At 65.5% G+C, this 16,570-nt stretch carries 17 protein-coding genes; 11 read left to right on the top strand and 6 right to left on the bottom strand.

What is annotated here, in order from left to right; translation table 11 throughout:
- On the top strand, positions 1 to 174 hold a 174-nt coding region (locus ACLV8F_RS18440; RefSeq protein WP_411885658.1), incomplete at its 5' end, for a DUF2214 family protein.
- On the opposite strand, the gene ACLV8F_RS18435 is transcribed toward ACLV8F_RS18440, so the two are convergent.
- From ACLV8F_RS18435 to ACLV8F_RS18425, 3 genes are all read right to left on the bottom strand, one after another.
- Complete coding sequence (locus tag ACLV8F_RS18435) at positions 171 to 1,865, bottom strand: tetratricopeptide repeat protein (RefSeq protein ID WP_411885654.1); 1,695 nt, start codon at positions 1,863 to 1,865, stop codon at positions 171 to 173. The two genes, ACLV8F_RS18440 and ACLV8F_RS18435, sit on opposite strands and share 4 nt — an antisense overlap.
- A complete protein-coding gene (locus ACLV8F_RS18430) occupies positions 1,862 to 2,464 on the bottom strand; it encodes a tetratricopeptide repeat protein (protein ID WP_411885653.1) in 603 nt (200 codons plus the stop codon). Before ACLV8F_RS18430 ends, ACLV8F_RS18435 begins: the two co-directional genes overlap by 4 nt.
- Before the next feature lie 64 nt (positions 2,465 to 2,528).
- A complete protein-coding gene (locus tag ACLV8F_RS18425; RefSeq protein ID WP_411885652.1) occupies positions 2,529 to 3,161 on the bottom strand; it encodes a LysE/ArgO family amino acid transporter in 633 nt (210 codons plus the stop codon).
- Positions 3,162 to 3,273: 112 nt separating this feature from the next.
- On the opposite strand from ACLV8F_RS18425, the gene ACLV8F_RS18420 reads away from it, so the two are divergent.
- A complete protein-coding gene (locus ACLV8F_RS18420) occupies positions 3,274 to 4,197 on the top strand; it encodes an HTH-type transcriptional regulator ArgP (protein WP_411885651.1) in 924 nt (307 codons plus the stop codon).
- Between the two features lie 13 nt (positions 4,198 to 4,210).
- On the opposite strand, the gene ACLV8F_RS18415 is transcribed toward ACLV8F_RS18420, so the two are convergent.
- On the bottom strand, positions 4,211 to 4,537 hold the full coding sequence (locus tag ACLV8F_RS18415; protein ID WP_411885650.1) for a hypothetical protein: 327 nt from the start codon (positions 4,535 to 4,537) through the stop codon (positions 4,211 to 4,213).
- 145 nt (positions 4,538 to 4,682) lie between these two features.
- On the opposite strand from ACLV8F_RS18415, the gene argS reads away from it, so the two are divergent.
- From argS to ACLV8F_RS18375, 8 genes are all read left to right on the top strand, one after another.
- Positions 4,683 to 6,368 (top strand): arginine--tRNA ligase, encoded by a 1,686-nt coding sequence (argS, locus tag ACLV8F_RS18410; RefSeq protein WP_411885649.1) that lies wholly within the window; start codon positions 4,683 to 4,685, stop codon positions 6,366 to 6,368.
- A gap of 63 nt (positions 6,369 to 6,431) precedes the next feature.
- On the top strand, positions 6,432 to 7,082 hold the full coding sequence (locus tag ACLV8F_RS18405) for an SPOR domain-containing protein (RefSeq protein WP_411885648.1): 651 nt from the start codon (positions 6,432 to 6,434) through the stop codon (positions 7,080 to 7,082).
- 131 nt (positions 7,083 to 7,213) lie between these two features.
- Positions 7,214 to 7,867: a thiol:disulfide interchange protein DsbA/DsbL gene (locus ACLV8F_RS18400; protein ID WP_411885647.1), complete on the top strand. Its 654-nt coding sequence runs from the start codon at positions 7,214 to 7,216 to the stop codon at positions 7,865 to 7,867.
- A gap of 158 nt (positions 7,868 to 8,025) precedes the next feature.
- A complete protein-coding gene (gene lptA, locus ACLV8F_RS18395; protein WP_411885646.1) occupies positions 8,026 to 8,655 on the top strand; it encodes a lipopolysaccharide transport periplasmic protein LptA in 630 nt (209 codons plus the stop codon).
- 15 nt (positions 8,656 to 8,670) lie between these two features.
- The gene (lptB, locus tag ACLV8F_RS18390) at positions 8,671 to 9,453 is read left to right on the top strand and encodes an LPS export ABC transporter ATP-binding protein (RefSeq protein WP_411885645.1); all 783 of its coding nucleotides are present in this window, start codon (positions 8,671 to 8,673) and stop codon (positions 9,451 to 9,453) included.
- 193 nt (positions 9,454 to 9,646) lie between these two features.
- The gene (locus ACLV8F_RS18385) at positions 9,647 to 11,185 is read left to right on the top strand and encodes an RNA polymerase factor sigma-54 (protein ID WP_411885657.1); all 1,539 of its coding nucleotides are present in this window, start codon (positions 9,647 to 9,649) and stop codon (positions 11,183 to 11,185) included.
- A 42-nt stretch (positions 11,186 to 11,227) separates the two neighbouring features.
- Positions 11,228 to 12,631, top strand: coding sequence for a THUMP domain-containing class I SAM-dependent RNA methyltransferase (locus ACLV8F_RS18380; protein ID WP_411885644.1), 1,404 nt, complete (start codon positions 11,228 to 11,230; stop codon positions 12,629 to 12,631).
- Entirely contained in the window at positions 12,628 to 13,047 is a 420-nt protein-coding gene (locus ACLV8F_RS18375; RefSeq protein ID WP_411885643.1) for a putative toxin-antitoxin system toxin component, PIN family, read from the top strand. Before ACLV8F_RS18380 ends, ACLV8F_RS18375 begins: the two co-directional genes overlap by 4 nt.
- A gap of 1 nt (position 13,048) precedes the next feature.
- Here the strand turns inward: ACLV8F_RS18375 and ACLV8F_RS18370 are convergent, their stop codons facing one another.
- On the bottom strand, positions 13,049 to 14,839 hold the full coding sequence (locus tag ACLV8F_RS18370) for an FMN-binding glutamate synthase family protein (RefSeq protein ID WP_411885642.1): 1,791 nt from the start codon (positions 14,837 to 14,839) through the stop codon (positions 13,049 to 13,051).
- A gap of 95 nt (positions 14,840 to 14,934) precedes the next feature.
- Here ACLV8F_RS18370 and ACLV8F_RS18365 point away from each other — a divergent pair, with 95 nt between their 5' ends.
- Positions 14,935 to 15,765, top strand: a complete 831-nt coding sequence (locus tag ACLV8F_RS18365; RefSeq protein WP_411885641.1) for a UPF0149 family protein — start codon at positions 14,935 to 14,937, stop codon at positions 15,763 to 15,765.
- A gap of 16 nt (positions 15,766 to 15,781) precedes the next feature.
- Here ACLV8F_RS18365 and ACLV8F_RS18360 read toward each other — a convergent pair whose 3' ends face one another.
- A complete protein-coding gene (locus ACLV8F_RS18360; protein WP_411885640.1) occupies positions 15,782 to 16,558 on the bottom strand; it encodes a 5'-methylthioadenosine/adenosylhomocysteine nucleosidase in 777 nt (258 codons plus the stop codon).
- Positions 16,559 to 16,570 lie beyond the last annotated feature (12 nt).

Genomic DNA, 16,570 nt, shown 5'->3' with positions numbered 1-16,570 from the left:
ATCTCCATCAAGCCGACCCTGATGTTTGTGCGCTGGCGGCGTGCGCTGCGCGCCAGCGGCGCCCTGCCCGACGCGGTGGAGGTCAAAAAAGCGCGGCGGCTGGTGATGGTGCAGGCGCACATCCTGCCCTTCATTCCGCTGGTGGCGGTGTTTCTGGCGCGGGGATTTGGCTAGGACAGGGAGGGGACCGCAAAGCTGGCCGGCGGGTCTCCGCGCTGGTGTCGTTCCCACATCATTGTGTACGCGGACTCCATATGGGCACAAAAGCGTTTTGTGTCGAACAGGGGATATTCAGAACGATTTCGCCATAGCCTGGCGCGGATACCGGACAGCAGGTCTGGAGACCTTGCCAGCTTGAGGGCCAAGGCTTCATAGTCCGCCAGGTTTTCAGTGACCAGTTCAGGCAAGCCCACCGCATTCAACAAACTGGCGGCGACACGGCCAGGGAACGTCGTCCCCATGCAGGTCAGAACGGGCAAGCCGGCCCACAAGGCATCACTTGCCGTCGTGTGCGCGTTGTAGGGAAGCGTGTCCAGAAACAGGTCTGCCAATTTGTGCCGCGCCAGGTGCTTGTCCAGATCCACCCGCGGCGCGAAGACCAGGCGTTCCGCGGCGACACCGCGCCGCAATGCCTCGGCGCGCAGGTTCCGCGAGACGGCCGCATTGTCTTGCAGCAACCACAATACGCTGCCGCCGACCGCGTTCAGCAGGCGCATCCAGACGTCGAATACCCCGGGCGTAATCTTGTAGTTGTTGTTGAAACAGCAAAAGACAAAACCAGGCGCCGGCAAACCGCATTCCGCCCGGGTGGGCGTTGTTTTTGCAATCTGCCGCTGCGTATCGTTGGACTGGTAACTGTCCGGCAGCCGGACTACTTTTTCAGAATAAAAACCCTCGTGCCCGGCGGGAATGACGTAAGGGTCCGCAAGGATGTAATCGACATATTGCGCGCCCATGCTTCCGGGAAAGCCCAGGTAGTTGACCTGAACGGGCGCGGGCCTCTGGGCCAGAATGCCTGGCCGGCCGTCCGTGGTAAATCCCTTCAAGTCAACCGCGATGTCGATTTCCATTTCCCTGAGCAGGCTGGCCGCTTCCCGGTCGCTCTTTGTCCGAACGTCAACAAAGCGGTCGAACGAACGCAGCAGGCGCTGGCGCATGGCGCCTGTGGAATCGGGGCCAAACGACAGCGCGACGGTCTCAAACCGTTCGTGATCATGAAGCTCAAACAGTTCCGCCATCAAGTAAGCGGTGGCATGGTCATGAAAATCCGCGGAGAGATAGGCCACCCGGATCTTGTCGTGCGTGTAGCGCTGACCGCTCCACAAGGGCTTGTCCGAGGGCGGGCATAACTCGGCGGCATGTGTCCGCGCGCACTGCAGCAGCGCGGCCGCTGACTGTGTCGCCGCCAGAAACGTGAATGGTTCAATCGCTTTTTTCCCCTGAATGACCGCATTGTTCAATCGCTGCAGCTCCGGCTCGTACTGCGACCAGTCACACGAATAGCGTTTCGAATAAAACAAGGCGCCAATGGCCCCGGGATATTCCGGCTCAATCTCGATCAATCGCGCAAACGCGCGTGCGGCATCCTCGTGCCGGCGCAAGCTGCCCAGCATTTCGCCCAGGTTCCCCAAAGCATTTGCATGCCGCGGCTCCAGCACCAATACCTGCTCAAAGCAAGCCACAGCATCTTGATGCCGCCCGAGCTCTCCAAGCGCAATGCCGCGGTCGTTGAAAGCCTCCGCGGAGTTCGGGGTCAGGGCGACCAGCTTGTCATAGCTCGCCAGTGCATCTTCAAACCTGTTGGACTTGCGGAGCACTTCTCCCAGGCGGCCATGAACCTGCGCACGATCCGGTTGAAGCTTCAACGCTTCCTGAAAGCAATGGAGGCCCGCTCCAGATCGTTTTCATACGCATACAGGCTGCCGAGCTGTGCGTGAAGATCCATCATCTCCGGGTACACGGCAATTCCCTTGAGGACAATTTCTTTGGCGCGTCCGATTTGCCCGCTTTCCAGGAGCATCTGGCACAAATCGTTGTAAACAATCTCAAAGTCCGGCTTGAGGTCGAGCACGCGGACGAAGTTGTCTATGGCGGCTTCTGTCTTGCCCTGCTTCCTGGCCATGACACCGAGGAAATAAAAAGCGTCGGCCAGCGACGGGTTGATGTCCAGGCTGCGCCGGAGCGCATGCTCCGCCTCCTGGTAACGCTGTTGTTCCCCGAGGGCAAACCCAAGGTTGAGGCAGGCGTCCGCGTCATGCGGGTTGAGGGCAATGGCTTCCCGGTAGCTGCTTGAGGCCTCGTCCAGCTTGCCTTCCGCAAGAAAGGCATTTCCGCGGCGCCGGAGAATATCGCCTGGTGGCGTTTGATCGGGCGCCCCCGATGCGCCGTGCGCACTTTGCGGGGCTTTAACAGGGCTGGCTTTCGTCTCTGCAATGGAGACGTTTTTTTTCAACCAATTGAACATCCCGATGCGCTTCCTTTTGTGGCCAGGGACTCACACTGTATCGTGCGGGGCGCCATTTCATCTTTTAAAGCAGGCCTCGCACCAGCCAGTAGGCCGTACCCCACATCATCAGCGCCACCAGCAAATCCATGGCGCGCCACACCGCCGGCGAATTGAGCCGGCGCCCGACGCACCACAAGGCGACACCCAGGCCGGTGAACCACAGCAGCGAGCCGGTGATGGCGCCCAAGCCGAACACCGCGTTGTCGGGCTGCGCGTAGGCCAGCGAGGCCGTGCCGATGACGATGGCCGTGTCCAGCCACGCATGGGGATTGAGCCACGAGAGCGCAAGCGCCAGGCCGATGGCCTTGCGGCGAGGAATCACCTCGGCGGCGATGGGCGCGCCGTCGGCCGCCTGCAGCGCCGGCTGCACAAAGCGCCGCATCGCCTGCGCGCCGTAAACAATCAGCACCAGCGCACCCGCGCCCGTCATCGCGCCCAGCAGCTTGTCCGACAGGCCGCCCAGTTGCGCCAGCCCCATCACGCCAAGGGCAATCAGCGCCACGTCGGTCAGCACGCAGACCGTGACCGTGAGCCACAGGTGCTGGCGCAGCAGGCCCATGCGAATCACGTGGGCGTTTTGCGGGCCTATGGCCATGATGAGCGACAGGCTCAAGACCATGCCGGTCAGGAATGCGGGGGCGGCGAGCGGATTCATGCGGTTCTTTATGAAGGGCGGATTGCCTGCAGTGTCGCGCAGAGCCGATAATGATTAAATAAAATCAACTAAAACTCATATTAGTCAATTAATACTTTATTAATCAAACCCCATGCTGGATGCCCGACAACTGGACGCCCTGGCCGCCGTGATCGAACACGGCAGCTTCGGTCACGCCGCCAAAGCCCTGAGCCTGACGCTGGCCGCCGTGTCGCTGCGCATCAAGTCGCTGGAAGGCGCGCTGGGCCGGCGCCTGCTGGTGCGGGGCAAGCAGGTGCGCGCCACGCCGGCCGGCCAGGCCTTGCTCACGCACGTCAGGCAGTTGCGGCTGATGGAGTCAGACCTGCTGGCGGGCATGCAGGGCGGCGGCGAGGGCGAACGCCTGCAAAGCCTCAGCGTGGCGGTCAACGCCGACTCCCTGAGCAGCTGGTTTTTACCCGGCGTGGCGCCGGTGCTGCACGGCCACGGCCTGCTGCTGGACGTGGTGGTGGACGACCAGGACCACACCCATGACGCGCTCAAAAGCGGCGACGTCACCGGTTGCGTGACCACGCTGGCGCAGGCCATGCGCGGCTGCGTGGCCGAGCCGCTGGGCGTGATGCGCTACCGCTGCATGGCCTCGCCGGCCCTGGTCGCGCAATGGAACGAGCCCACGCCCGGCGGCAAGGCGGCGGGACCGAACCGCCTGGCCCAGCGCCTGCTGGCCAGCCCGGCGGTCATCTTCAACCGCAAGGACGCGCTGCAGGACGCCTTCCTGGCCCAGCACTTCAAGCTCAAGGGCGCGCTCTACCCGCGCCACTTCGTGCCGGCGGTCGATGCTTTCGAATTGGCGCTGGAACTCGGCATGGGCTGGGGCATGGTGCCCGACATCCTGCTGGCGGCGCGCGCAAACCGCCCGCCCCTGCAGGAGGTGTTGCCGGATTGTGCGGTCGACGTGCGGCTGTACTGGCAGCACTGGGCGCGCGAGCCGCTGGCGGCGCAGCGGCTCACGCAGGCCGTCAAGCAGGCGGCGAAAGCGCACCTGCTGCAGGACTGAAACGAAGGCCGGCTTACTTCTTGGCGGAGGCGGCAGCAACCGGTTTGGCGGCGGCGGGGGCCGCCGCCGCCTTTTCGTCGGCCGTGCACTTCTTGATATGCGAGGTTTTGGCGGCGCCGGAGAGTTTCTTGTCGGCGGCGGATTTCGCGCACGCGGCGCTGGGCGCACCGCCGGCGTCGGCAATGCATTTCTTCTCGAAGCTGGCCTTGGCGGCGCCCGCCAGCTTTTTCTCGGCGGACTTGGCCGCGCACTCGGCTTCGGCGCCCGCCGCATGGGCCACGGACGACAGGCCCATCGACAGGGCAAAGGCCACAGCGGCCAGGGACAATAGTTGTTTCATGATGGATCCCAGTGGAAAACGCGGAAAATCAGAATTGAGTTCCCGCCGAAATTCAAACACATAAGGCTGGGCTTGGCTCGTCAAATTCGACGGCCGGGCATCCCCGGGCACCAGGCGGCGCCTGGCTTAACCGTAAAATCAATGGATGCTCTCGATTAAAAAAGACCTGCTCTCGGCCCTGGCCGCGGGCCTGGAAGAACTTTCTCCCGGCGCGGGCGACAAAGCCGCGTTTGAATCCCCCAAAGTGGCGGCCCACGGCGACTTCGCCTGCACCGCCGCCATGCAGCTGGCCAAGCCGCTCAAGCTCAACCCGCGCCAGCTGGCAGAAAGCCTGCGCGCCATCCTGCTCAAGGCCCCGGCCTTCGAGCGCTGGGTGGACGCCATCGAGATCGCCGGCCCCGGCTTCATCAACATTCGCCTGAAGCCCGCCGCCAAGCAGGAAACCGTGCGCGAGGTGCTGCAGGCCGGCGCCGCCTACGGCACGCAGGCCGCCGGCAGCGGCCTGCGCATGGTCGTCGAGTTCGTCTCGGCCAACCCGACCGGGCCGCTGCACGTGGGCCACGGCCGGCAGGCCGCGCTGGGCGACGCGATCTGCAACCTGTTCGCCACGCAAGGCGCGCAGGTGTGGCGCGAGTTCTATTACAACGACGCGGGCGTGCAGATCCAGACCCTGGCCACCAGCACGCAGGCGCGCGCCAAAGGCATCAAGCCCGGCGACGCCGGCTGGCCCGAGTCGGCCTACAACGGCGACTACATCGCCGACATCGCGGGCGACTTCCTGGCGAAAAAGACGGTCAAGTCGGACGACCGCGAGTTCACCGCCTCGGGCGACGTGGAAGACATCGACTCGATACGCCAGTTCGCCGTGGCCTACCTGCGCCACGAGCAGGACCTGGACCTCAAGGCCTTCTCGGTGAAATTCGACAACTACTACCTCGAGTCCAGCCTGTACAGCTCGGGCCGCGTCGACGCCACCGTGGCCAAATTGAAGGATGCCGGGAAGACCTACGAGCAGGACGGCGCGCTGTGGCTGAAGTCGACCGAGTACGGCGACGACAAAGACCGCGTGATGAAAAAGAGCGACGGCAGCTACACCTACTTCGTGCCCGACGTGGCCTACCACCTGGCCAAATGGGAGCGCGGCTTCGGCAAGGCGATCAACATCCAGGGCATGGACCACCACGGCACCATTGCCCGCGTGCGCGCCGGCCTGCAGGCCGTGGGCGAAGGCATCCCCCAGGGCTACCCCGACTACGTGCTGCACACCATGGTGCGCGTGGTGCGCAACGGCGAGGAGGTCAAGATCTCCAAGCGCGCCGGCAGCTACGTCACGCTGCGCGATTTGATCGAGTGGACCAGCGCCGACGCCGTGCGTTTCTTTTTGCTCAGCCGCAAGCCCGACACCGAATACATCTTCGACATCGACCTGGCGCTGGCCAAGAACAACGAGAACCCGGTGTACTACGTGCAGTACGCGCACGCGCGCATCTGCTCCATCCTCACCACCTGGGCCGGCCAGGGCGGCGACGAAGCCAGCCTGAAGTCGGCCGACCTGTCGGCACTGGACAGCCCGCAGGCCCAGGCGCTGATGCTGCTGCTCGCCAGGTACCCCGAAATGCTCGCCAACGCGGCCGCCGGCCTGGCGCCGCACGACGTCGCGTTTTACCTGCGCGAACTGGCGGCGAGCTACCACAGCTATTACGATGCCGAGCGCATCCTGGTCGATGACGAAGCCGTCAAGCGCGCGCGCCTGGCGCTGGTCGCGGCGACCGCGCAGGTGTTGCACAATGGCCTCGCGGTGCTGGGCGTGAGCGCCCCGCGCAAGATGTAAGCAATGCGACAAGCGCCGGATACACCCGGATTTTCAGGACAAGGCAATGAACGTGGGCAAGGTATGAACACACAACGAGGCGGAACCCTGCTGGGTCTGGTTATTGGCGCGCTGATCGGCCTGGGCGCCGCGCTGGCCGTGGCGGTCTATATCACCAAGGTGCCCGTGCCTTTCATGAACAAGAGCCAGGCGCGCAACCCCGACAGCGACGCGGTGGAAGCCAAGAAGAACAAGGACTGGAACCCGAACGCGCCGCTGGCGGGCAAGAACCAGCCCAAGCCCGCGGTGCCTCCGGCCGCCACTGAAGTGACCGGCACAGCCGTGCCCGACCCCGCCGCCGCGCCCAAGGCCGCCGCCTCGGCGCCCGCCAAAACCGCCGCCGCCAAGCCCGCCCTTTCCCCCGCAGCCGCGGCCGACCCGCTGGGCGAGCTGGCCAAGGCCAAGGTTGAAGGCCTGTCGTCCGGCCCTGGTGTGGACCCTTTCAGCTACTTCATCCAGGCCGGCGCCTTCCGCACGCCCGAGGACGCCGAGCAGCAGCGCGCCAAGCTCCTGCTGCTGGGCATGCAGGCCAAGGTCAGCGAGCGCGAGCAGGCCGGCCGCACCGTGTACCGCGTGCGCCTCGGGCCTTTCGACAAAAAAGAAGACGCCGACAAGGCCAAGGAACGGCTGGACAACAATTCCATTGAAACCGCGCTGGTTCGCGTGCAACGCTAGGCCGGCCGCACAACGACAAGCTGAACTTTTCACCGCACAGGCATACCAACCCCTGTGCCCGCATCGTGAAGCCGCAGCCTGGAGGGGGCTGGCTTCCCGGGTCATTTCTGTCATTCCAGGAGAAAAATCTGATGCAACGCCGTGAGTTTTCGTTTTCAGCCGCTTCGGCGGCCGCCGCCACGCTGGGCGGTATCGCCCTGCCCACCCAAGCCCAGCCCAAGCCCTTCAAGGACGGCGAGGACTACCTGACGCTGGACAAGCCGGCGCCGACCGAGGCGCCTGCCGGCCGCGTGGAGGTGGTGGAGTTCTTCTGGTACAGCTGCCCGCATTGCAATGCCTTTGAGCCGCAACTCGAAGCCTGGATCAAGCAGGCGCCCAAGGACGTGAGCGTGCGGCGCGTGCCCGTGTCCTTCCGCCCTGATTTCGAGCCCCAGCAACGCCTTTACTACGTGCTCGAGGCCATGGGCAAGGTCGACGAACTCCACAAAAAGGTGTTTGCCGCGATCCACCTGGAAAAGCAGGCACTCAACACGCCCGAGCTGGTGGCGGCATGGGCCGTGAAGCAGGGCCTGGACAAAGCCAAATTTGCCGAAATGTACAACTCCTTCACGGTCACCACCAAGGCCCGCAAGGCCACGCAGTTGCAGGACGCCTACAGGGTGGCCGGCGTGCCGTCGCTGGGCATCGCCGGGCGTTACTACACCTCGTCCGACCAGACCCAGAACATGGCACGCGCGCTGCAGGTCACCGATTACCTGATCGCCCAGTCCCGCAAGGCCAAGTAAGCGGCGCCTCCATGGCCGTGTGGGCCGCACGCCACGCCAAAAACCCGCCCATTTCCCCGGCGGGTTTTTTTATGCCCCTAATAATTCCCCGTGCAAGCCATTCACGCAGCTTGCATGGCTACAATGGCCCAACCCCCAAGCAGCAAGATTCGTGCCTTATGAAACACCCCCTTATTTCCCTCATCCTGCCGGCCGCTTTGGTGCTGGGGGCGGCGTTTCCGTCCTGGGCTGAAAAAGCCGACCGGGACAAGCCCATGAACGCCGAGGCCGACGCCCTGCGTTACGACGACCTCAAGCAAACCAGCGTCTTCACCGGCAACGTGGTGATCACCAAGGGCACAACCATCGTGCGCGGCGCGCGCGTCGACGTCAGCCAGGACCCCGAGGGCTACCAGCAGGCGGTGTCCATCGCCGCGCCCGGCAAACTGGCCTTCTATCGCAAAAAGCGCGACGGCGTGGACGAATACATCGAGGGTGAAGCCGAGCGCATTGAATACGACAGCCGCGCCGACCTCGTCAAATTCATCAAGCGCGCCGTGGTGCGCCGCTACAACGGCGCCACGCTGGTCGACGAGACCACGGGCTCCCTGATCGTCTACGACAACAACACCGACGTCTTCACCGTGGACGGCGGCGCGCAGAACCAGACCGCCGCCAACCCCAGCGGGCGCATACGCGCCATGCTGTCGCCGCGCGCCGCCGCGTCGGCGCCGGGCGCCACGCCCGCGCCCGCGGCCCCGCCCGCCACACTGCGCCCCAGCACCACGCTGGGCAATGAAAAGAACTAGAAAGAACCTGCACAGATGGATGTGGTGACTGACACTTCGGCGGCCAAGGCCGCAACCCCCAGCCGCCTCGTTGCGCAAGGGCTGCAAAAATCCTACGGCAGCCGCAAGGTCGTGCAGGACGTCTCGCTGGCCGTGCAAAAAGGCGAGGTTGTGGGCCTGCTGGGCCCCAACGGCGCCGGCAAGACGACGTCGTTCTACATGATCGTGGGCCTGGTGCGCGCCGATGCCGGCGAGATTTCCATCGACGGCGAGTCGGTGGAACACATGCCCATCCACCTGCGTGCCCGACTGGGCCTGAGCTACCTGCCGCAGGAAGCCTCGATTTTCCGCAAGCTCACGGTGGAAGAAAACGTGCGTGCCGTGCTCGAACTGCAACTGGACGCAAAAGGCAAGCCCCTGGGCCGCGCCGACATCGAGTCGCGGCTGGACGGCCTCTTGCAAGACTTGCGCGTGGACCACCTGCGCAACTCGCCGGCGCCAGCGCTGTCGGGCGGCGAGCGCCGGCGCGTGGAGATCGCGCGCGCCCTGGCGACACAACCGCGCTTCATCCTGCTGGACGAGCCCTTTGCCGGCATCGACCCGATCGCCGTGATCGAGATCCAGCGCATCATCGGTTTCCTGAAATCGCGCGGCATCGGCGTGCTGATCACCGACCACAACGTGCGCGAGACGCTGGGCATTTGCGACCACGCCTACATCATCAGCGACGGCCATGTGCTGGCCCAGGGCACGCCCTCCGAGATCGTCAACAACGCCGATGTGCGCCGCGTCTACTTGGGCGAGCATTTCAAGATGTGATGGTGATGGCTTCCCCCCGGTTACTCACTGCACACAACTCGCGGCCTTTCAAGGGCGTCGCCGCTACCCTCGTACGTCTGTCGGTTTCATTCCAGCTGGGGCCGTGGAACTGGCTTTGCCAGGCCACTGGCGCCGCCCCCTGTAGGGGGGAGGGTGCTACACGAAGTGAGCATCCAACGGGGGGGTGGCCGTTTTGAAGCAAGGCCTGTCATTACGCGTCTCGCAGCATCTCGCGCTGACGCCCCAGCTGCAGCAGTCGATACGCCTGCTGCAGCTGTCGACGCTTGAGCTGAGCCAGGAGGTCGAGCAGATGCTCGACGAGAACCCGTTTCTCGAAGTGTCGGAAGAAACCGCGGTGCGCGAGGAGTTCGGCCTCGAGCACGTCAACACGCCGGTCAGCCAGGACAGCCGCGAGTTTGAATCGTCGACGGACTCGGGCAGCAGCAGCGGCGCGGAGGATACCGGGTCTTCAGCCACCGGCGACACCGAGGTCAGCGCGGAACCCAAGCTGGAGGAAAGCTGGGAAGGCGACGGCACGGTCGAGACCACGCCCGACGACAGCGAATGGGGCAGCGATGCGCCGGCGCGCAAGAACAACAACGACGAGGGCGACACCGAGGCTTCCGACCTGACGGGCGCCCACGAATCGCTGCAGGACCATTTGCACCGCCAGTCGCTGGGCCTGCGCCTGTCGGAAGAAGACCGCGCGGCCCTGCACTTCCTGATCGAGTCGCTCAACGACGACGGCTACCTCGAAGACAGCCTGGCCTCGCTCGCGGAAGGGCTGGCCGGCGGCGACCTGGAAGAGGCCGAGGAGCTCGAACAGCGTTTTGCCATGGCGCTCAAGCTGCTGCACCACATGGAGCCGGCCGGCGTGGGCGCGCGCAACCTGGCCGAATGCCTGGGCCTGCAATTGCTGGACTGCAAGGACTGCGAGGAAACCCGCGCCGCCATCGCCATGTGCAAACAGCCCATGGAGCTGCTGGCCAAGCGCGACGTGAAGCGCCTGTCGCACCTGTGCGGGTTCACCGAGGCCGCCATCAAGGGCGCGATCGCCGTGATAGGCCGGCTGGATCCCAAGCCCGGGCGCCGCTTCGTGAACGTGGAGCGCAACCTGATCGTGCCCGACGTCATCGTCATCAAGTCGGGCCGGGGCTTCAAGGTCTCGCTCAACAGCGACGTGATGCCGCGCCTGCGCGTGCACGACATTTATGCCAACGCCCTCAAGCAGCACAAGGGCCAGGGCGGCCAGGCGCTGCAGCAGCGCCTGCAGGAAGCGCGCTGGTTCATCAAGAACATCCAGCAGCGCTTCGACACCATCCTGCGCGTGAGCAGCGCCATCGTGGAGCGGCAAAAAAACTTCTTTACCCATGGCGAGCTCGCCATGCGCCCGCTGGTGCTGCGCGAAATCGCAGACGAGCTGGGCCTGCATGAATCCACGATTTCACGCGTGACCACCGCCAAGTACATGGGCACGCCTTTCGGCACCTTCGAACTGAAATACTTCTTCGGCTCCGCCCTCGGCACTGAAACCGGTGGCAACGCCTCCAGCACGGCGGTGCGCGCGCTGATCAAGCAGTTTGTCTCGTCCGAGAGCCTGAAAAAACCGCTCAGCGACAACCAGATTTCCGAAATGCTCAAGGAGCAGGGCATTGAGTGCGCGCGGCGCACCGTGGCCAAATACCGCGAGGCCTTGCGCATCGCGCCTGCCAATTTGCGCAAGTCCCTCTAGTCGTCCGATCAGGCCGCGCTGCCCCGTCCCTCAAAGTCAGTCATGAACCAACTTCAATTGTTTTTACCGTGCGCCGCAGGCGTTGAAACCTTGCTGGCCACCGAAGTCAAGCGTGTCACCGGTATCGACGGCAAGGCCTGGCGCGCCGGCGTGCAGCTGCAGGCCTCCTGGCGCGACGCACTGCAGCTCAACCTGCACAGCCGCCTGGCGCAGCGCGTGCTGATCGAGCTGCAGCACAACCAGTACCGCAGCGAGCAAGACCTCTACAACGCCGCCGCCAACGTGGCCTGGGAAATCTGGTTCACGCCCAAGCAGACCTTCAAGGTCGAGATCACCGCGCAGCACAGCCCGCTGCAAAGCCTGAACTTCGCGGCGCTGAAAATCAAGGACGCGATCGCCGACCGCTTTCGCGCCAAGTTCGACGACGTGCGGCCCAGCGTCGACACGCGCTGGCCCGACGTGCGCGTCTACGTGCACCTGACGACAGACACCGTCACAATTTACATCGACACCTCGGGCGAGCCGCTCTTCAAGCGCGGCTGGCGCGAAGACAAGGGCGATGCGCCGCTGAAAGAAACCCTGGCAGCCGCGATGATCGCCGCCAGCGGCTGGGACCAGCTCTGCAAAGATGGCGTGCCGCTGTACGACCCTTGCTGCGGTTCGGGCACCATCGCCATAGAGGCGGCGCAGATCGCCTGCAACATCGCGCCCGGCATCAACCGCCGCTTCGCCTTCCAGAAATACCTGCCCTTCCAGGGCCATGTGTGGGACGGCCTGCTGGACCAGGCCGAGGCCGCCATCACCGAGCCCACGGCGCCGGTGTTCGGCAGCGACGTGTCCTTCCGCATGGTCGACTTCGCCGAGCGCAATGCCGAGCGCGCCGGCGTGGCCAATGCGGTGGAATTCCGCGGCGGCGACGCGCTGCAGCGCATGCCGCCCGCGCCCTCGGGCGTGATGCTGGTGAACCCGCCCTACGGCGAACGCATCGACGTGGCCGGTGTGGCCGGCCTCACCGGCGTGCAGGGCCGCGACCAGCGCCGCCAGCAAGACCCGCGCGTGCAGCACGACCACCGCAACCAGCCTATCGACGAGTTCGGCCAGCCGCTGAACCAGGACAGCGGCGACACCCGCGAAGAGCCGGCCTTTGAAACCCCGCGCGACCGCTCGGCCAATCCGGGCCGCGAGCAGGCGCAAAACGCCTGGGGCGAGGAAGCGGCCGACTTCTTCCCGCAGCTGGCCGCGCACTGGAAGAAAAATTACGCGGGCTGGACGGCCCACGTACTGACGCCCGACCTCAAGCTGCCCGGCAAGATGCGCCTGAAGGAATCACGCCGCGTGCCGATGTGGAACGGCCCGATCGAATGCCGGCTGTTCCGCTTCGACATGGTGGCGGGCTCCGCGCGCGGCAAGCCGGGTGCCGCCGCACCGGGCGAGCCCGCGGCGTGACGGCCCCAGCGCGCCAGCCCGTGGTGCTGGACACCAACATCGTCCTCGACGTTTTTGTCTTCAACGACGCGGCTGCGCAGCCGCTCAAAAAAGCGCTGGAAGCCGGCGAGCTCGACTGGCTGGCCACGCAGGCCATGCGCGATGAACTCGCGCGCGTGCTGGCCTATCCGCAAATCATTCCGCGCCTGGCGTTTTACGAACTGGACGCCGGTGACGTGTTGGCCGCCTTTGACAGGCATGCGCGTTTGGTGGACGCGGCCGCCAAGGCCGCCGTGACCTGCAGCGATGCCGACGACCAGAAATTCATCGACACGGCTGTGGCCGCGAAGGCCTTGCTGCTGAGCAAGGACAGGGATGTGCTGTCCATGCAGAAGCGGCTGCTGGCTCAGGGCGTGCGCGCCCAGCCGGTGATGTAGCTCACCCCGCCGCGCGCGTGGCGGCGGCGTCCAGCGATACCGCGATCGGCGGCACCGCGACCTGCCCCGGCGCCCCCGCCGAAGCGTCACCGCCCACATGGATGCCTTTGGCCTGCGCCGGCATCTGCCCGCCCGGGCCCACGCCGTTGGCGCGAAAGCTGTGCGCGCTGGCCAGCGGCCAGTAGTAGCTGAAGACCGTGTTCTGTTTTTCCAGCGAACCGAGCAGCGCGCCGGGCTCCACCCGCATGATGAGGTTGCTGAGCAGCCGCACCTCGGTGTCGGTCAGGCGCCGCACGATGTGGTGGGCGTTGACTTCACGCGGGTGGCACAGGCCCGCGGCCTGCACCAGTTCCTGCAGCGCGTGCAGCGTGCTGCGGTGGAAGTTGCGCACGCGCTCGGCCTTGTCGGGCACCACCAGCGCCTGCTGGCGCACCGGGTCCTGCGTGGTGACGCCGGTCGGGCATTTGCCGGTGTGGCAGCTTTGCGCCTGGATGCAGCCCAGCGCCATCATGAAGCCGCGCCCGGCGTTGCACCAGTCGGCGCCCAGCGCCATCAAGCGCACCATGTCGAAGGCGCTGACCACCTTGCCGGCCGCGCCTATCGACACGCGGCTGCGCAGGTTCACACCCACCAGCGTGTTGTGCACCAGCAGCAGGCCCTCCTGCAGCGGCGCGCCCACGTGGTCGGTGAACTCGACGGGCGCGGCGCCGGTGCCGCCCTCGGCGCCGTCCACCACGATGAAGTCGGGCGTGATGCCGGTCTCCAGCATGGCCTTGACGATGGCGAACCACTCCCAGGGGTGGCCTATGCAGAACTTGAAGCCGGTCGGTTTGCCGCCCGAGAGTTTTCGCAGTTTGGCGATGAAATGCATCATCTCCACCGGCGTGGAGAACGCGCTGTGGCTGGAGGGCGAAATGCAGTCCTTGCCCTGCGGCACGCCGCGCGCCGCCGAGATTTCATCGGTGACCTTGGGGCCTGGCAGTATGCCGCCGTGGCCGGGCTTGGCGCCCTGGCTCATCTTGAGCTCGATCAGCTTGACCTGCGGGTCGCGCGCGTTGGCGCTGAAGCGTTCTTCGCTGAAGCTGCCGTCTTCATTGCGGCAGCCGAAATAGCCCGAGCCGATTTCCCAGATCAGGTCGCCGCCGTGCAGCCGGTGGTGCTGTGAGATCGAACCCTCGCCGGTGTCGTGCGCGAAGCCGCCCAGCTTGGCGCCCTTGTTGAGCGCCATGATGGCGTTGGCCGAGAGCGAACCAAAGCTCAGCGCCGAGATGTTGAACACGCTGGCATGGTAGGGCTGGGTGCAGGGCTCGACCGAGGGCGAAGGGCTGTCGGGTGTGCCGCCTATCCAGACGCGGAAGTCGTGCGAAGGCAGCTTGGTCGGCGACATCGAATGGTTGACCCATTCATAACCTTGCGCGCCCACGTCGAGCTGCGTGCCGAAGGGCCGGTTGTCGGGCTCGCCCTTGGAGCGCTGGTAGACCAGCGAGCGTTGCGCGCGCGAGAAAGGCGTGGCCTCGCTGTCGCTTTCGATAAAGTACTGGCGCATTTCGGGCCGGATGAACTCGAACAGGAAGCGCATGTGGCCGATGACCGGATAGTTGCGGAGCACCGCGTGCCGCGTTTGCCGCAGGTCGTAAACACCGACGCCGACCAGCGCGAGGCAGCCCAGCAGGGCCAGCCAGCCCACGCCGAATGCAACCAGGCTGAAGAGCGCCAGCACCGCGCCCAGCGCGCACAGGCCCATGAAGGTGTAACGGACAGGGAATCGGGCATCCAGACGCTGGAGGAACATGGTGGCGCTTCCGTGGGGGAGGGGGCAGAATAACCGCGATGCGGCAGATACACTTTGCATCATAAGAGCCTCGCGTGTCGCTCAGGACTGTTTTCATGACGCTTACCCCCAAATCCCCCCCTTCTTCAACACCCTCCGCAGAGACCGCGTTCCTCGAAGCCGAAGACTTTGACGAGCTCGACGCCATCCTCGACGAGCTGCGCACCCGCTACGACGAAACGCCGCAGTGGGAGTTCTGCGAAGGCTTCATGGCCGCCGTGATCTGTTCGCGCCGCCCCATCGCCGCCGCCGAATACCTGCCGGTGCTGCTGGCCGTGCCGGCCGAAGGCGAGGTGCCGGACCCGGAAGGCGGCTCCTTCGCCGACGCGGCGCAAGGTGAGCGCTTCCTCACGCTGTGGAACCGGCGCTGGAAGGAAGTCGAAACCGCGCTGGACTCAGAGGTCGATTCGCTGGAAGACGACAACTGCTACCACCCCGAGGTCATGGACATACGCGGTGCCGTGGCCGAGATGTCGCCCGAGGAGCGCGCCGCCTTCAAGGGCGAAGAGCTGCCGGCCTTTGCCCAGGTCTGGGCGCTGGGTTTCATGTTCGCGGTCGAAAGCTGGCCCGACGAGTGGATGGCCCCGCGCGACAAGGACGCCGCCAAATGGCTGGACGGTGCCCTGCAGGCCGTGGTGGCCATGACCGAGGACGACACGGCCGCGCCCGCGGTCTCACCCCTGAGCGAAGACGGCGCGCCCAGCACCAGCATTGCCCGGCTCAATGCCTTCGGCGAGGCCATCTGGGCGGTCTACGACCTGCGTGAGCTGTGGATGACCATGGGCCCGAAAGTCGAAACCGTGCGCGTAGAAGCCACGCCGGGACGCAACGACCTTTGCTACTGCGGCAGCGGGAAGAAATACAAGAAGTGCCACGGCGCGGGGTGAAGTTTCCCCGCGACGGTCACGGCTCCAGCGACACCAGCAAGCGCTCCGCGATCGCGTGCGCATAGCGGCTGGCCACTTCTTCGACAAAGCGCGGGAAGTCCACATGCGCGCTGTCGTCCGCGCGGTCGGAGATGGTGCGCACCGCGGCAAAGGGCACGCCATAGTCGTGGCAGACCTGTGCCACGGCCGCGCCCTCCATCTCCACCGCCAGCACCTCGTGGCCCGCGCCCGTCAACGCGGCATGCAGGCCGCGCGATTCGCCGGCGCCTGAAACAAAACGGTCGCCGCTGGCGATCAAGCCCCTGTGAACGCGTGCGCCCGGGAACGCCGCGCTCGCGCCGCCGTCAGCTAGCACCGCCGACGCCGCATTGAACAGCAAGGCCGTGAGCGCCGCGTCGCCCTCAAAGCGGCTGCGGCCGTACAGCGGCACTTCATAACGCGGAAACAGCGGCGAGGCATCCAGGTCGTGCTGCACAAAATCGCTGGCCACCACAACGTCGCCGACATTCACATCCTGGCCCAGGCCGCCAGCCACGCCGGTGAACACGATGCGGCGCACGCCGAAGCGTTCGATCAACGCGGTCGCCGTGGTGGCGGCGGCCACCTTGCCGATCTTCGACAGCGCCAGCACCACGGGCCGGCCGTGCAACTCGCCCAGCCAGAAATCACGGCCGGCGTGCGTCACCTTGTGCGGGCGGTGCAGCAACTCCATCAGGCCCTGCTGCTCGTGCAACAGGGCGCTGAGGATGGCGATGGGGGTCGGGGAGGCGGAAGGAGTCGGAGAGGTCGGCATGAAGGGATTGTG

It is taken from the genome of Polaromonas sp. YR568 (assembly GCF_943369675.1).
In the GTDB taxonomy this organism is placed as follows: domain Bacteria; phylum Pseudomonadota; class Gammaproteobacteria; order Burkholderiales; family Burkholderiaceae_C; genus Polaromonas.
This window is presented reverse-complemented; position numbering and strand designations above follow the sequence as displayed.

Coding starts and splice junctions, on each gene's coding strand:
- ACLV8F_RS18425 (WP_411885652.1), bottom strand. CDS start 3,161: ATGAATCCGCTCGCCGCCCCCGCATTCCTGACCGGCATGGTCTTGAGC.
- ACLV8F_RS18420 (WP_411885651.1), top strand. CDS start 3,274: ATGCTGGATGCCCGACAACTGGACGCCCTGGCCGCCGTGATCGAACAC.
- ACLV8F_RS18365 (WP_411885641.1), top strand. CDS start 14,935: ATGACGCTTACCCCCAAATCCCCCCCTTCTTCAACACCCTCCGCAGAG.
- argS (WP_411885649.1), top strand. CDS start 4,683: ATGCTCTCGATTAAAAAAGACCTGCTCTCGGCCCTGGCCGCGGGCCTG.
- ACLV8F_RS18430 (WP_411885653.1), bottom strand. CDS start 2,464: ATGTTCAATTGGTTGAAAAAAAACGTCTCCATTGCAGAGACGAAAGCC.
- lptA (WP_411885646.1), top strand. CDS start 8,026: ATGAAACACCCCCTTATTTCCCTCATCCTGCCGGCCGCTTTGGTGCTG.
- ACLV8F_RS18415 (WP_411885650.1), bottom strand. CDS start 4,537: ATGAAACAACTATTGTCCCTGGCCGCTGTGGCCTTTGCCCTGTCGATG.
- ACLV8F_RS18400 (WP_411885647.1), top strand. CDS start 7,214: ATGCAACGCCGTGAGTTTTCGTTTTCAGCCGCTTCGGCGGCCGCCGCC.
- ACLV8F_RS18370 (WP_411885642.1), bottom strand. CDS start 14,839: ATGTTCCTCCAGCGTCTGGATGCCCGATTCCCTGTCCGTTACACCTTC.
- lptB (WP_411885645.1), top strand. CDS start 8,671: ATGGATGTGGTGACTGACACTTCGGCGGCCAAGGCCGCAACCCCCAGC.
- ACLV8F_RS18405 (WP_411885648.1), top strand. CDS start 6,432: ATGAACACACAACGAGGCGGAACCCTGCTGGGTCTGGTTATTGGCGCG.
- ACLV8F_RS18380 (WP_411885644.1), top strand. CDS start 11,228: ATGAACCAACTTCAATTGTTTTTACCGTGCGCCGCAGGCGTTGAAACC.
- ACLV8F_RS18360 (WP_411885640.1), bottom strand. CDS start 16,558: ATGCCGACCTCTCCGACTCCTTCCGCCTCCCCGACCCCCATCGCCATC.